This is a genomic window from Streptomyces sp. NPDC032126 (genome assembly GCF_055580085.1).
This window is the reverse complement of record NZ_JBVIMA010000005.1, coordinates 220,441-234,425: the sequence shown is the minus strand read 5'-3', so window position 1 is coordinate 234,425 and position 13,985 is coordinate 220,441. Positions and strand designations below refer to the sequence as shown.

12 protein-coding genes are annotated in these 13,985 nt (G+C 74.3%); 7 read left to right on the top strand and 5 right to left on the bottom strand.

The features are described 5' to 3' along the window. Positions 1-3: 3 nt before the first annotated feature. Together ACZ5NW_RS20530 and lanKC are read right to left on the bottom strand one after the other, a co-directional pair. A complete protein-coding gene (locus ACZ5NW_RS20530) occupies positions 4-120 on the bottom strand; it encodes a SapB/AmfS family lanthipeptide (protein ID WP_468745284.1) in 117 nt (38 codons plus the stop codon). A 73-nt stretch (positions 121-193) separates the two neighbouring features. Beyond that, entirely contained in the window at positions 194-2,770 is a 2,577-nt protein-coding gene (lanKC, locus tag ACZ5NW_RS20525; protein WP_468745283.1) for a class III lanthionine synthetase LanKC, read from the bottom strand. Between the two features lie 219 nt (positions 2,771-2,989). Between lanKC and ACZ5NW_RS20520 the strand changes: the two genes are divergently transcribed. The 6 genes from ACZ5NW_RS20520 (at position 2,990) to ACZ5NW_RS20495 (ending at position 9,540) form a co-directional block, all read left to right on the top strand. Beyond that, positions 2,990-5,437 (top strand): SpoIIE family protein phosphatase, encoded by a 2,448-nt coding sequence (locus ACZ5NW_RS20520; RefSeq protein WP_468745282.1) that lies wholly within the window; start codon positions 2,990-2,992, stop codon positions 5,435-5,437. A 97-nt stretch (positions 5,438-5,534) separates the two neighbouring features. After that, positions 5,535-5,720: a hypothetical protein gene (locus ACZ5NW_RS20515; RefSeq protein ID WP_468745281.1), complete on the top strand. Its 186-nt coding sequence runs from the start codon at positions 5,535-5,537 to the stop codon at positions 5,718-5,720. Between the two features lie 108 nt (positions 5,721-5,828). Beyond that, a complete protein-coding gene (locus ACZ5NW_RS20510; RefSeq protein ID WP_468745280.1) occupies positions 5,829-6,896 on the top strand; it encodes a glucose-1-phosphate thymidylyltransferase in 1,068 nt (355 codons plus the stop codon). After that, positions 6,893-7,852 (top strand): dTDP-glucose 4,6-dehydratase, encoded by a 960-nt coding sequence (rfbB, locus tag ACZ5NW_RS20505; RefSeq protein ID WP_468745279.1) that lies wholly within the window; start codon positions 6,893-6,895, stop codon positions 7,850-7,852. The genes ACZ5NW_RS20510 and rfbB overlap by 4 nt, the downstream gene beginning before the upstream one ends. A 1-nt stretch (position 7,853) precedes the next feature. Next, the gene (gene rfbD / locus ACZ5NW_RS20500) at positions 7,854-8,747 is read left to right on the top strand and encodes a dTDP-4-dehydrorhamnose reductase (protein WP_468745278.1); all 894 of its coding nucleotides are present in this window, start codon (positions 7,854-7,856) and stop codon (positions 8,745-8,747) included. Continuing rightward, positions 8,734-9,540 (top strand): class I SAM-dependent methyltransferase, encoded by an 807-nt coding sequence (locus ACZ5NW_RS20495; RefSeq protein WP_468745277.1) that lies wholly within the window; start codon positions 8,734-8,736, stop codon positions 9,538-9,540. The genes rfbD and ACZ5NW_RS20495 overlap by 14 nt, the downstream gene beginning before the upstream one ends. Here ACZ5NW_RS20495 and rfbC read toward each other — a convergent pair. Together rfbC and ACZ5NW_RS20485 are read right to left on the bottom strand one after the other, a co-directional pair. Further along, positions 9,521-10,123, bottom strand: coding sequence for a dTDP-4-dehydrorhamnose 3,5-epimerase (gene rfbC / locus ACZ5NW_RS20490; RefSeq protein WP_468745276.1), 603 nt, complete (start codon positions 10,121-10,123; stop codon positions 9,521-9,523). The two genes, ACZ5NW_RS20495 and rfbC, sit on opposite strands and share 20 nt — an antisense overlap. 4 nt (positions 10,124-10,127) lie before the next feature. Beyond that, on the bottom strand, positions 10,128-12,080 hold the full coding sequence (locus ACZ5NW_RS20485) for a glycosyltransferase family 2 protein (protein WP_468745275.1): 1,953 nt from the start codon (positions 12,078-12,080) through the stop codon (positions 10,128-10,130). A 153-nt stretch (positions 12,081-12,233) separates the two neighbouring features. On the opposite strand from ACZ5NW_RS20485, the gene ACZ5NW_RS20480 reads away from it, so the two are divergent. Continuing rightward, a complete protein-coding gene (locus ACZ5NW_RS20480; RefSeq protein WP_468745274.1) occupies positions 12,234-12,734 on the top strand; it encodes a metallophosphoesterase family protein in 501 nt (166 codons plus the stop codon). 39 nt (positions 12,735-12,773) lie between these two features. Here ACZ5NW_RS20480 and ACZ5NW_RS20475 read toward each other — a convergent pair whose 3' ends face one another. After that, a complete protein-coding gene (locus ACZ5NW_RS20475; RefSeq protein ID WP_468745273.1) occupies positions 12,774-13,871 on the bottom strand; it encodes an XdhC family protein in 1,098 nt (365 codons plus the stop codon). Positions 13,872-13,985: the final 114 nt, after the last annotated feature.

Genomic DNA, 13,985 nt, shown 5'->3' with positions numbered 1-13,985 from the left:
CCGTCAGAGACAGAGCAGGACGCTGGCCGCGCTGACGCAGGACAGGAGGCTGACGGTGCTGGCGCCTCCGGTCTCGGTGTGCTCGTCGGTTTCCATCGTCTGCAGGTCGAGCAGTGCCATGATGAACTCCTTTCGAGAGACGTCCCGTGGGGACGGGGTTGGGTCACGACTCCGTCAGCGCGGAGCCGCGTCTTCAGGGCCGCCGCGGGGGCGGCGGCAGGAACGGCAGGTGCGCGGCGCCGCCCTCGTCGAGGGCCGCGGCCAGCGCGAGCAGACAGCCGGCCGTTCCGGTGGCGAGGTCCATGGACAGGCGCATCATCTGGTGCCCGGGGAAGGCCAGGTGGCCCTGGTACGGCATCGCGAACCAGCCCAGTGCGTCGATCTGCGCGTCGAGCCGGGAGCGGGTCGCGCCCGGCGTGGTCGTCCGGGCGAGATGCAGGATCATGCCCGCGCGCCCCTGGAAGAGTCCGGGCTGGGCGTAGAACCGGCAGGTGGCGGCCGTCAGCACACCGGCCCGCGCCTGTTCGAAGTCGTCGGCGTCGGCATGCGCGAGGTACTCGTCGAGCACCATGCCCACCCCCGCGCTGCCGTCGCCGAGGTACGGCATTGTCCGCCAGCCCTCGTCGACCTCCAGCGCCCCGCCGTCCCGGACCACGCAGCCGTCCAGGTCCCGGCGCAGGGCCACGGCCGCCGCGTCCAGCAGCTCCCGCTCGCCGGTCCGCTCGTACTGCCGCAGCAGGAACAGTGCCGGTCCGCTCGCCCCGCGCAGCAGCCCGGCGCGCGGCCGTTTGGCGGGCAGCGGCTCGCGCAGCCGTCGTACGAGGAGGTCGGCGGCCTCGGCGGCCCGGGCGCGCAGCTCCGGCTCGCCCGTGGTGTCCGCGAGGTGGCCCAGGGCGAGGCCCAGTCCGGCCAGCCCGCCGTGCAGGTCTGAGGAGAGGTTCTGCCAGCGTTCGCCCAGGATGCCGGCGAGCACGTCGAGGGCCCGCTGCCGGTGGCCGAGCAGGTCCAGGACCAGGGCGACGCCCGCCAGACCGTCGTACAGGCCGAGCGGGGTGCCCGGCGGGGCCGGGTCGCTGTGCTCCAGCAGCCAGCGCTCGCCCTCGTCGTAGCGCGGGGCGCCGGCCGCGCGCAGCGCGTACAGCACGCCCGCCGCGCCGTGCGCGAGGCCCAGGCCGCCGCCGTCGGAGAACTGGGCGATGTCCCCGGGGAAGAGCCGGTCGTCGCGCTCCGGGGTGGCCGAGGCGAGGATCGCCTTCACCAGGGAGTCCCGGCTGTGGGGCCAGTCACCGGGCTCCACCAGGGAGGCCGGCGCGGACGGGCGCACCACCGGGTCACGGGTGATCTCCGCGACCGCCTCCCGCAGGAACTCCCAGGGCACGTCCGGGAACTGACGGTGGATCACCTGCGCCAGATGCGCCGCCTTGCCCCGGTCGACCACGAACAGCGTGGTGACCGGAAGGAACAGGGCGAGCCGCAGACAGGCCAGGGCGTAGCGGTCGACGTCGAGGCCCCTGCGGTCCGGCGGGGCGAAGAAGCCGGGGTGTGCCACCACCTGGCGGCCGTTCTCCCCGACCGGCGCGGCCGCCTCGAAGTCGAGCAGGAACACCGACTCCTCGTCGGGCGCGACCATGATGTTGAAGACATGCAGGTCGTTGAAGACGATCCCGCGCTCGTGCACCTTCTCCACCGCCCGCTCGACCGCCCCGTGGATGCGCACCGCCCACGCCGTGTACGCGGCCACCGCGTCGGGGTCGGGGTCCGGCACGAGCAGGGGGTGCCGCTCGGCGAAGTAGGAGTTGAGGGGGCGGCCCTCCAGGAAGTCCATGACCAGGAACCGGTGGTCACCGAGGGTGAACCAGTCCCGTACCCCGGGCACCACGCCCGTGCCCGCCACCGCTTCCAGCGCCCGCTTCTCGCGCTCCAGCCGGGCGATCGCGTCCGCCCCGTCCGAGGCCAGCCCGGCGTGCGGCCGGCCCTCCTTGAGCACCACCCGGCTGCCGTCCCGCACGTCAGTGCCCGCGTAGACGCCGCCGCCGTTGGAGAAGTGCAGCGCCTTCTCGATGCGGTACGGCAGCTCGCCGACCGTCGTCGCGTCGCGGGCCACCAGATGGGGCCGCAGGAACTCCGGCAGGGTCACCCACTCCGGCACCTGGAAGGACGGCGCCCGCCGGTCCGGCACCAGCGTGCCCGAGCCGTCCCGCACCGCCGGCACCAGCGAGCCGCGCTCGTCGACGACGTACCTGCGCGCGAAGGCGCCGTAGCGGACGTAGAGCGGGCCGTCGGACCAGCGCAGGTCGGTGAGGATGTACGGGCCCTCGAAGCCCTCCAGCAGGGCGCCCAGCTCGCGCAGCACCGTGTGCAGCCGCTCCTCGTCCGCCGGGTAGACGGTGACGAACTTGCCGCTGCCGTCGCGGGGCGCGTACTTGGTGTTGCGCAGGTGCAGCAGATGCGGGCCCGGCACGAACTTGAACGGGATGCGGCGCGGCACGCAGTAGTCCCAGACGATCTCCGCGATCCGGTCCGCGTTCACCCGGGTGGCCGAGGCGTGGATCTTCCAGCCCTGCGCCGGACCGGGCTCGGGCTCACCGTCCGGGCCGACCGGGGTCAGCGTCAGCCAGTCGCCGGTGCGCGCCGCCGTCCAGCCGGCCGGTACCGGGCGGCGCGCCGTCGCGTACAGCGCGCTGCTCTCCGCTGCGCCGGCCGTCAGCAGGTCGGGCGTGTCGTAGAAGTGCGCGTCCGCCAGCGCGTACGCCTCGTACCGCTTGTCCATGCGTCCCCCCTCCGTGGCCGGCACCAGAGATCTCCGTGGCCCGCACCAGAGATTTCCAGGGCCGCCGGGGCCGCCGACAGTCACGCCTGTCACGAGACGGACGTGCGGAACGCATGCGTCAAGTCATGTTCGGCGCCTTTCGAGCGCGCGGCGCACGCGCCCTCCGCCAAACGGTCACAGGGGCTGCGCGCTCGTCGCATAAGCGCTGTAATTACGGACGTGGTCAGTCAGGGTGCCGCCGGACGCAGAATGAGAACGCTGCGTGCCGAGGACGCCCTCAAAGCGATCACGAGCGGTCCGCCTTCACCCGAACGGGTGAGGCGCGTGCTGGAACAGGCGCTCGTCTTCGCGGGCGCGTCCCTCGCCGCCGTGTACACGCTCAGCGACGACGGCACCGTGCTGTGCCTGGCCGAGTCCGCCGGAGTGCCCCGCACGGTCTACGGCCTGCGCGAGACCTACGCCCTCGACGGCCGCTCCCCGGCCGCCGACGCCCATCGCACGAGGCGGCCGCTGTGGCTCGGCCCCGAGGAGCTGGCCGACTGCGCCGACGCGCGCCGCGTGCCCTCGCGGGACGTCCACCTCGCCGCCCTGCCCACGCCCGACGACGCGCCGGGCTGTCTGCTCGCCGTCAGCGAGAGCCACGACGGCTTCGACCCCGACGAGCGCGCCTGCCTGGAACTGGTCGCCGAGGCCGCCGCCTCGCCGGCCGCCGCGAAGGCCGCGGAGGAGAGCCGCGAGCCGCACGGCAACGCCTTCGGCCTCGCCATGGACACCGGGCGCGTGGAGGTCGGCGACGAGATCCTGGACCTGTTCGGCCTCACCCGCGACCAGTTCGACGGCCGCGTCGAGACCCTGCTGGGGCTCACCGTGCCCGAGGACCTGCCCGCGCTGATGTCGGTCGTGGAGGCCGACCACATGACCATCGGCGAGCGCGAGCTGGAGTTCCGCGTCCTGCGGCCCGACGGCCCGCCGCGGTGGCTCCGGCTGCGCGGCCGGCTGCTCCCCGGCGGCGAGGGCCACCCGGCGCGCCTGGTGGGCACCGTCGCCGACGTCTCCACCCTGCGTCCGGAGATCACCGATGTCGCCCGCGTCCAGCGGCTGGCCGCCGCGCTCGCCACCGCCGGCACCGTCAAGGACGTCAGCCAGGCCGTCGTCGCCGCCCTGCGACGGCCCCTGCGCGCCGATCGGATCGCCCTCGCCGAGCTGGAGGGCGACCGGCTCGTCGTCACCGTCCTCGACCCGCCGGAGCCCGAGTCCTGGCCCGAGCTGTGGCAGGTGGAGTGGCGTACCGAGTGGCCCGACGCGCCCGTGCGGGCCATGCCGACGCTCGCCGCCGCGCTGCGCGAGGGCCGCGCCCGGATCTGGCCGGCCGGCACCGCCCTGGAGCCCGCCCTCGCCGAGGTGGGCCCGGGCGGTCTGGCCGTGCTCCCGCTGTCCGCCGCGGGCCGTATGGCCGGCGCCTGCCTCATCGGCTGGGACACCCCGCACGACTTCGGGCCCGACGAGCGCGCCCTGCTCACCGCCTCCGCCGGCCTGGCCGGGCAGGCCCTGATGCGCGCCCACGCCTTCGACGCCGAGCACGAACTCGTCGGCATGCTGCAACGCCAGCTGCTGCCGCGCCGGCTGCCCAAACTGCCCGGCGCCGTCGCCGTGGCCCGCTATCTGCCCGCCACGGCCGGCCTGGAGGTGGGCGGCGACTGGTACGACGTGATCCCGCTGCCCGACAACCACGTCGCCCTCGTCATCGGCGACGTCCAGGGCCACAGCGCGGCCGCCGCCACCCTGATGGGCCAGATGCGCACCGCGCTGCGCGCCTACGCCGCCGAGGGCCATCCGCCGGACGTGGTCGTCTCGCACGCCAACCGGCTGCTGTCCGAGCTGGAGATCGACCTCTTCGCCACCTGCTGCTACGTCGACGTCGACATGGAGGCGGGCACCGCCTGGTGCGTGCGCGCCGGACATCCGCCGCCCGTGCTGCGTCACCCGGACGGCTCCACCGACATCGCCGAGACCGAGGGCGGGCCGCCGCTGGGGGTGGTCGGCCAGGCCGAGTTCCCGATGGCCCCGCTGCGGCTGCAGCCCGGCACGGTGATCGCGCTGACCACCGACGGGCTGGTGGAGTCCGCCGACTCCGACATCGACACCGGCATGGACCGGCTCGCCCACCAGCTGTCCGTCTCCGACCCCGCCCATCTGGGCCTGGTCGCCGACGCCCTGCTCGGCAACGCCCACCGCGGCGACGACGTGGCGCTGCTGCTGATGCGCTACGACGGCATGGCCGTCCGGCCGCTGCGCGAGGGCTGGACGGTGTGGCGGGTGCCCGAGGCCGCCGGGCACGCGCGCCGCTTCACCCGGCGCACGCTGCGCTCCTGGGGCGTCCCGCCGGACGCCACGGACTCGGCCCTGCTCGTCGTCTCCGAACTCGTCACCAACGCCCTCGTCCACACCGACGGACGGGTCCGCCTCGACCTCACCCGCATCAACCACCGGCTGCGCGTCGCCGTCACCGACGCCTCGCCCCGCACCCCCGTCAAGCCGAGGAGCATCAGCTGGGACGCCACCGGAGGCCGCGGCATCCTCCTCGTCGAGGCGGTGTCGGACGCGTGGGGGAGCGTGCCGGTCAGCGGCGGCAAGCAGGTGTGGAGCGAACTGGACCTGGGCGGCTGACGCCCGGCGCGCCCCACGCATCGCCTCGCGCCGCACGGGTACTCGGGGCGCTCAGTCGAACGGTGCCCACCGGCACCGCAGAAAGGCGATGAACGTCGTGACCTCGCACATCGAGGAGAAGGCCACTGCCACCGTCCGACGGCCCGAGACCGGCTGGGCACGCGCCCGCCGCCTGCGCCACACCGGGAACGCCCTGCGCACCTGGATACCGGCCGTCGCTCCCGACTCCGACTCCGGGAACCGCCGGGGCACGGAGGGGAACATCGTCAGGGGTGATGACTGAGAAATCCGGGGGATGACGAAGACACCCCTGCTACGATCAAACAGAAATGAACAATATCCCACAGAAGAGAAAGTGCCTCCTTCGGGCGACCGGGGCTAGGGTGAAGTCGTGAAGGCTCTCGTGCTGTCCGGCGGAGCCGGCACCCGGCTGAGGCCGATCACACACACCTCGGCCAAACAACTCGTGCCGGTGGCGAACAAACCCGTCCTCTTCTACGGCCTGGAGTCCCTCGCCGAAGCCGGCATCACCCAGGTCGGAGTGATCGTCGGGGACACCGCCGACGAGATACGCGCCGCCGTCGGCGACGGCTCGGCCTTCGGTCTCGACGTCACCTACCTCCCCCAGGAACGCCCCCTCGGCCTCGCCCACGCGGTGCTGATCGCCCGCGACTACCTCGGCGACGACGACTTCGTGATGTACCTGGGCGACAACTTCATCGTCGGCGGCATCACCGACCTCGTCGACGAGTTCCGCAGGACCCGCCCCGCCGCCCAGATCCTGCTCACCCGCGTCTCCGACCCGCGCGCCTTCGGCGTGGCCGAACTCGACGCCGCGGGCCGGGTCGTCGGACTGGAGGAGAAACCCCGGCAGCCCAGAAGCGACCTGGCCCTCGTCGGGGTCTACCTGTTCACGCCCGCCGTCCACGCCGCCGTCCGCGCGATCGGCCCCTCCCGGCGCGGCGAGCTGGAGATCACCGACGCGATCCAGCACCTCCTGGACACCGGCGCCGACGTCCGCTCCACCATCGTCAAGGGCTACTGGAAGGACACCGGGAACGTCGTCGACATGCTCGAAGTGAACCGGACCGTCCTGGAGACCGTGGAGCGGCGCATCGACGGCGAGGTCGACGACGCCTCCGAGACCATCGGCCGGGTGGTCGTCGAGGAGGGCGCCCGGGTGGTCAACTCGCGCATCGTCGGGCCCGTCGTCATCGGCGCGGGCACCGAGGTCCGCGACTCCTACGTCGGCCCCTTCACCTCCATCGCGGAGAACTGCCGGATCGCCGACAGCGAACTGGAGTTCTCCATCGTGCTGCGCGACTCCTCCATCGACGGAGTGGGCCGCATCGAGGAGTCCCTCATCGGCCGCCACGTCGAGGTCACCCCGGCGCCGGGCGTGCCGAGCGCCCACCGCCTCGTCCTCGGCGACCACAGCAAGGTGCGGATCCACACATGAACCTCCTCGTCACCGGAGCCGCCGGCTTCATCGGCTCGGCCTACGTCCGCCGGCTCCTGGCCGAGGGAACGACGGACATCACCGTCCTGGACAAGCTCACCTACGCCGGCACCCGCGCCAACCTGCCCATCGGCCACCCCCGCCTGGAGTTCACGCACGGCGACATCTGCGACGCGGCCCTCGTCGACCGGCTGATGGCCCGCGCCGACCAGGTCGTCCACTTCGCCGCCGAGTCCCACGTGGACCGCTCGATCGAGGGCGCCGGCGCGTTCGTGCGCACCAACGTCCTCGGCACCCAGACCCTGCTGGACGCGGCCCTGCGCCACGGCACCGGACCCTTCGTGCAGGTCTCCACCGACGAGGTCTACGGTTCCATCGAGGCCGGCGCCTGGACCGAGGACGAGCCGCTGCACCCCAACTCCCCGTACTCCGCCTCCAAGGCGTCCGCCGACCTCATGGCCCTCGCGTACCACCGCACCCACGGCCTGGACGTCCGCGTCACCCGCTGTTCCAACAACTACGGCCCGCGCCAGTTCCCCGAGAAGGTCGTCCCCCTGTTCGTCACCAACCTCCTCGACGGCCGGACGGTCCCGCTCTACGGCGACGGGCGCAACGTCCGCGACTGGCTGCACGTCGACGACCACTGCCAGGGCGTCGACCTCGCGCGCACCCGGGGCCGCCCCGGCGAGGTCTACAACATCGGCGGCGGCACCGAACTCAGCAACAAGGACCTCACCGGCCTGCTCCTGGACGCGTGCGGCGCCGGCTGGGACCGGGTGACGTACGTCGAGGACCGCAAGGGCCACGACCTGCGCTACTGCGTCGACTGGACCAAGGCCCGCACCGAACTCGGCTACCGCCCCCGCCACGACTTCACGACCGGCCTCGCCGAGACCGTCGCCTGGTACCGCGACCACCGCGACTGGTGGGAGCCCCTGAAGCGGGGGCGCGCATGACATGAGATGGCTCGTCACGGGCGCGGGCGGCATGCTCGGCCGCGACACCGTCCTCGAACTGGCCCGGCGCGGCGCGGACGTGACCGGCCTCGACCACGCCGGCCTGGACATCACCCGCCCGGACGCCGTCGCACGCGCCTTCGCCGCCCACCGCCCCGACCTCGTCGTCAACTGCGCCGCCTACACGGCCGTCGACGACGCGGAGTCCGACGAACCCCGCGCCCTGCGCGTCAACGGCGACGGACCCGCCCTGCTCGCCCGCGCCTGCGCCACGCACGGCGCCCGCCTCCTCCACGTCTCCACCGACTACGTCTTCGCGGGCACCGGCCGCACCACGCCCTACCCCGAGGACCACCCCCCGGACCCGCGCACCGCGTACGGCCGCACCAAGCTCGCCGGCGAGCGGGCCGTCCTCACCATCCTCCCCGACACCTCCGCCGTCGTGCGCACCGCCTGGCTCTACGGCGCCCACGGCCGCAGCTTCGTGCGCACCCTGCTCGACCTGGAGGCCCGCCGGGACAGCGTCGACGTCGTCGACGACCAGCGCGGACAGCCCACCTGGAGCGCGGACGTGGCCGTACGCCTCGCCGACCTCGGACCGCGCCTCGGACCCCGGCTGCACGGCGTCTTCCACGCCACGTCCGCCGGGGAGACCACCTGGTACGGACTGGCCCGCGAGATCTTCCGGGCCGTCGGCGCCGATCCCGCCCGGGTCCGGCCCACGGGCAGCGAGGCGTTCGCGCGCCCCGCGCCCCGCCCCGCCTACAGCGTTCTGGCGCACGGCCGCTGGCGGGAGGCCGGGCTGGCCCCGCCGCGCGACTGGCGCACCGCCCTGCACGAGGCCCTGCCCCTCATCCGCACCGTCCGCGAGGAGTCCCCGCGTGAAACGCCATGAGTTCCTGCGCGAGCTGCACCGCGTCACCCACAACCGCAACTACCTGGAGATCGGCGTCAACGACGGCCGCAGCCTGCGACTCTCCCGCGTCCCCAGCATCGCCGTCGACCCCGCCTTCAAGGTCACCGCGGAGCTCCGCTGCGACGTCCACCTCGTCCGCGCGACCAGCGACGACTTCTTCGCCCGCCCCGACCCCCTGGCCCACCTCAAGGGCGGCCGCCACCCGCTGCGCAATCTGCGCCGGGGCCGCCACCCCCTGGGCCACTGGCGGCGCACCACCCTCGACCTGTCCTTCATCGACGGCCTGCACCTCTTCGAGTACGCGCTGCGCGACTTCATGAACGTCGAGCGCCACTCCGACTGGGCGAGCGTGATCGTCCTCGACGACGTGCTGCCCCGCAACGCCGACGAGGCGGCCCGCGACCGGCACACCACCGCCTGGGCCGGCGACGTCTACAAGGTCGCCGAGATCCTCGCCGTCCACCGCCCCGACCTGGTCACCGTCCTCGTCGACACCCGGCCCACCGGCCAGCTCGTGGTCTTCGGCGCCGACCCGCGCAACACGGTCCTGCGCGACCGCTACGACGCGATCGTCGCCGAGTACGACGTGCCCGACCCGCAGAAGGTGCCCGAGGCCGTGCTCGACCGCGTCCACGCCGTCGACCCGCGGACCCTGCTCGGCGCGGGCTTCTGGCGCCCGCTCCGGCACGCCCGGGACCTGGGCCTCGCCCGGTCCCGTGGCTGGGAGCCGCTGCGCGCCGCACTGCGCCGGGTCAGCCCCGAGGGGCGCTGAGCTCCCGGTAGCGGGCCCGGCACACGTCGTACGACGGCAGCAGCCCCGCCTCCCTGGCCCGGGCGAGCGTCGGTGCCCCGGCGTCCCGGTCCGACAGCACCGGGGGCACGTCCTCGGGCCAGCGGATGCCCAGCTCCGGATCGAGCGGATGCACCCCGTGCTCCCGCTCGGGCGCGTACCCGGCCGAGCACAGGTAGACCACGGTGGCGTCGTCGGTCAGCGCCAGGAAGGCGTGCCCGAGCCCTTCGGCGAGGAACAGCGCGCGCCGCGCCACGTCGTCCAGCCGTACCGCCTCCCACCGCCCGAAGCCCGGCGAGCCCACCCGCAGATCGACCGCCACGTCCAGCACGGCACCCCGCACACACGTCACGTACTTGGCCTGCCCGGGCGGTACGTCGGCGTAGTGCACCCCGCGCAGCACCCCCCGCCGGGACACCGAGCAGTTGGCCTGCGCGAGGGCCAGGGCACGGCCGGTGCCGTCCCGGAACTCCGGCGCCCGGAACCACTCGTGGAAGCTGCCCCGGCCGTCCCGGAAGACCCGGGGCTCCAGCACCCAGGCGCCGTCGATCCCCAGTGCCCGCACGCTGTCACTCCCTCCGCGCCAGGGCCCCCCGGAACCGCGCCACGGCCCGCCCGGCCCGGCGCCGCGCCCGCCGCGCCACCCGCACCAACCGCCGTACGACACCCGGGCCGGGCGCCTCCACCACGCGCACGCCCGGGGCGCCGACGCGCAGCGCGAAGGACAGCGGGTGGAAACGCGGCTCGGGCGCGTCGGGGGCCAGACAGAGCGAGGTCCGCCAGGTCCGGCCGACCAGGGCGGCGGTGGGCAGCACGGCCTCCAGCACCGCGCCCGTCCCGGTGGGGGCGGGGGAGAGCACCGCGGGCACGTCATGGGCGGCGGACAGCCGCAGCAGCACCCCGGCCTGGGCGGGCACGTACAGGGGCAGCGGTACGCGGATCCGGTCGCCGTCGACCGTGACGTCCCCGGCGGCGATCCGGCCGAGCCCGAGCCGCCCGCCCGCGCGGCCCACGTCCAGGGCGAGGCTCGCGTGCCGGTCCGTCCAGTACGGCAGCACCACGCGCCCCGCGACGACCCCCGCGTACGGCGCGGGACGGCGCTGCCGGGGCACCGGGCCCACCCGGGTGTCCCGGGACCAGCCGCCGAGCCCCACCCGCACATACGCGTCCCACTGCCCCTCGGACAGCGGGCCGCCGCCGACCGTGCGCGCCGGGTCGATCGTGGCCGTCGCCCGCACCACCAGCCGCACGTTCCGCCCGTCGCCCGCCGGCACGGTCTCGTGGACGACGTCCACGGGCTGGAAGTACTGGGCGGAACTGGCGCGTTCGCGCAGCAGCAGGTCCGCGCCCGACCGGCCGAACCGGCCCACCGTGTCCGCGGCCAGCCACCGCAACGCCTCGTCCAGGTCCTTCGGGGGCCACCCGGGCGAGCTGCCGGGGGCGGCCGGGAACGTCAGCGGTTCACCGCCGCGCGCGTACTCGGCCGCGAAGACGACCCGCAGCACCCCGTCCCGCCACTCCAGGCCCTCCGGCTCCACCGTCAGCGCGACCCCGGACTCCCAGTCGGCGAACGCGACGACATCGTCGTAGCGGCCCGCGGCGGCCAGCTCGGCGACGACGCGCTGCGCGGGCTGGAGCCCCGCCGCCACACCGGGCCCGAACCGCTCCCCGACGACCCCGTGGATCTCGTGGAACAGCTGGCGCCGGTAGTCGTCGGGCAGCGCCAGGAACCGCCGGCCGCGCAGCCGCTCCACCATCTCCACGCGCAGCCAGCGCCGGTGGAGCCGGTCCCGCAGCGGACCGGGTGATGTGTACCGCTCGACGACGTCGAGGGCCTCGCGCAGATTCTTGAAGTAGCCCACCGGGTCGAAGCGCCTGAAGCCCGCGTTGCCGGCGTCCTCGCGGCGCACGTGGTAGTAGCAGACGTAGCTGCTCAGCACGGCCACGTTCGAGGCGCGCAGATAGGCCTCGGTGACGAAGACGTGGTCCTCCAGGCGGCGCCGGCCCTCGGGGAAGCGCAGGCCGGTGCGGTCGAGGAACGCCTTGCGGAACATCTTGTGCGGGGTGAGGCTGTCGATCAGCGGCGCGTTCTCCACGTTCGCGCGCGGCCGGTCGACCCGGAACAGCTCCACGGGCACGCCCCGCCCCCGCCCGGCCATCTTGCCCACGACCACGTCGGCGTCCTGGGCCACCCCGTAGGCGTACATGCGTTCCAGGGCCTCGTCGCCGAGGTGGTCGTCGTTGTCGACGAACATCACGTACTCGCCGCGGGCCGCGTCGATGCCGACGTTGCGGGGCTTGCCCGACCAGCCGGAGTTCTCCTGGTGCACCACCGTGACCCGCGCGTCCCGCGCGGCGAGCTCGTCGAGGCGGCCCGGGGTGTCGTCGGTGGACCCGTCGTCGACGAAGATCACCTCGTACTCGTCCGGGGGCAGCGACTGCCGAAGCAGGGAGGCCACGCAGTCGTCGATGTAGGGACCCGGGTTGAACACCGGGACGATGACGCTGACCTTGACCGGCATCGGGCTCCTGGCCCCCTCTGGTCGCATGCCGTGCGGCGGCGGGCGGCGCGTGCGCTTCAGCGATGCTAACGCCGCCGCGCGAGCCCTTCACCTCGGCCCCACGGCGCGTGGCGTCTCCCGGGGACGGCACAGGGGGCCGCGTAGGGTGGCGGCGTGCGCCTGCTGCTGATGTCCGACACCCATCTGCCCCGGCGCGCCAGGGAGCTGCCCGCGCCCCTGCTGGCCGAGCTGCCGGACGCGGATGTGGTGTTCCACGCCGGGGACTGGGTCGACACCGCCACCCTCGACCTGCTGGAGAGTCGCAGCCGGCGGCTGGTCGCCGTGTACGGCAACAACGACGGACCCGCGCTGCGCGCCCGCCTGCCCGAGGTGGCCTACGCCGAGCTGGGCGGACTGCGCTTCGGCGTCGTCCACGAGACCGGACCCGCCCAGGGCCGCGAGGCCCGCTGCGCCGCCCGCTTCCCCGACCTCGACGTGCTGGTCTTCGGCCACAGCCACATTCCCTGGGACACCACCGCCCCGTCCGGGCTGCGGCTGCTCAACCCCGGATCACCGACGGACCGGCGGCGCCAGCCGCACTGCACCTACCTGACCGCCACCGCGGCGGACGGCCGTCTCACGGACGTCGTCCTGCACCGACTGCCCCCACGCTGACAACACGGCCGTCTCCGGCGCCCTCGCGCCTCCCCGGGCTCACCGCGGATGGATGGCCCCGGCGGTCCGGGTCAGCGGCGCCCCGCTGCCGCCCCAGCGCAGCGCGACGATCTCGGCGGCCACGGACACGGCCACCTCCTCGGGCGTACGGGCCCCCAGGTCGAGGCCCACCGGCGAGCGCAGCCGGGACAGCTCACGGTCCGTCAGCCCGGCCTCCACGAGCCGCTTCAGCCGGTCGTCGTGGGTGCGCCGGCTGCCCATCGCCCCGATGTACGCGGCCGGCCGGCGCAGCGCCTCCTCCAGCAGCGGCACGTCGAACTTCGGGTCATGGGTCAGCACGCAGATCACCGTGCGCGCATCGGTGTCCGTGCCGCGCAGATAGCGGTGCGGCCAGTCCACGACCACCTCCACGCCCGGCGGGAAGCGCTTCGGTGTCGCGAACACCGGGCGGGCGTCGCACACCGTCACCCGGTAGCCCAGGAAGTCACCGACGCGGGCCACGGCGGCCGCGTAGTCGATCGCCCCGAACACCAGCATCCGCGGGGGCGGCGCGAAGGAGTGCAGGAACACCGACACCGCGTCCTCACGCCGCTGGCCGCGCGGACCGTAGTGCCGTACGCCCGTCACACCGAGGGCGAGTTCGCCGCGCGCGTCGGCGGTGACGGCGGCGTCCAGGCCGTCGGCGCCCAGCGTGCCCGAGACGCGGTCCGGCCAGACGGCGAGCGCGGCGCCGCGCGGGGCGGGTCCGTCGGTCACCGTGGCCACGGTCACCGGTTCCCCCGCGGCGACCGACCCGGCGACGGCGCCGAAGGAGGGGTCCAGCTCGGGAGTGACCGGGCGCACCAGGAGCGTGATCTCCCCGCCGCAGGTCAGGCCCACCGCGAAGGCGTCCTCGTCGCTGTAGCCGAAGGTCTCCAGCCGGGCCCGGCCGCTCGCCACGACCTCCTGGGCCAGCTCGAACACCGCGCCCTCCACGCACCCCCCGGACACACTGCCCACGACCTCGTCGTCCGGCCCGACCGCCATGGCCGCCCCCGGATCGCGCGGCGCACTCCGGCTGACCCCGACGACGGTCGCGAGCCCGAAGGGCACTCCGGCCGCGTACCAGCCGCTCAGCACCGGGAGGATGTCACGCATACGCGGCTCCGGGATGTCACTCGACGTAGGTCACTCTATGACCGCTCCGAGGGGGCGGCGAGTGCTGCGGCGCGCGCTGAACGTGACCGGGCGGGTGGACCACTGAGGACCGTG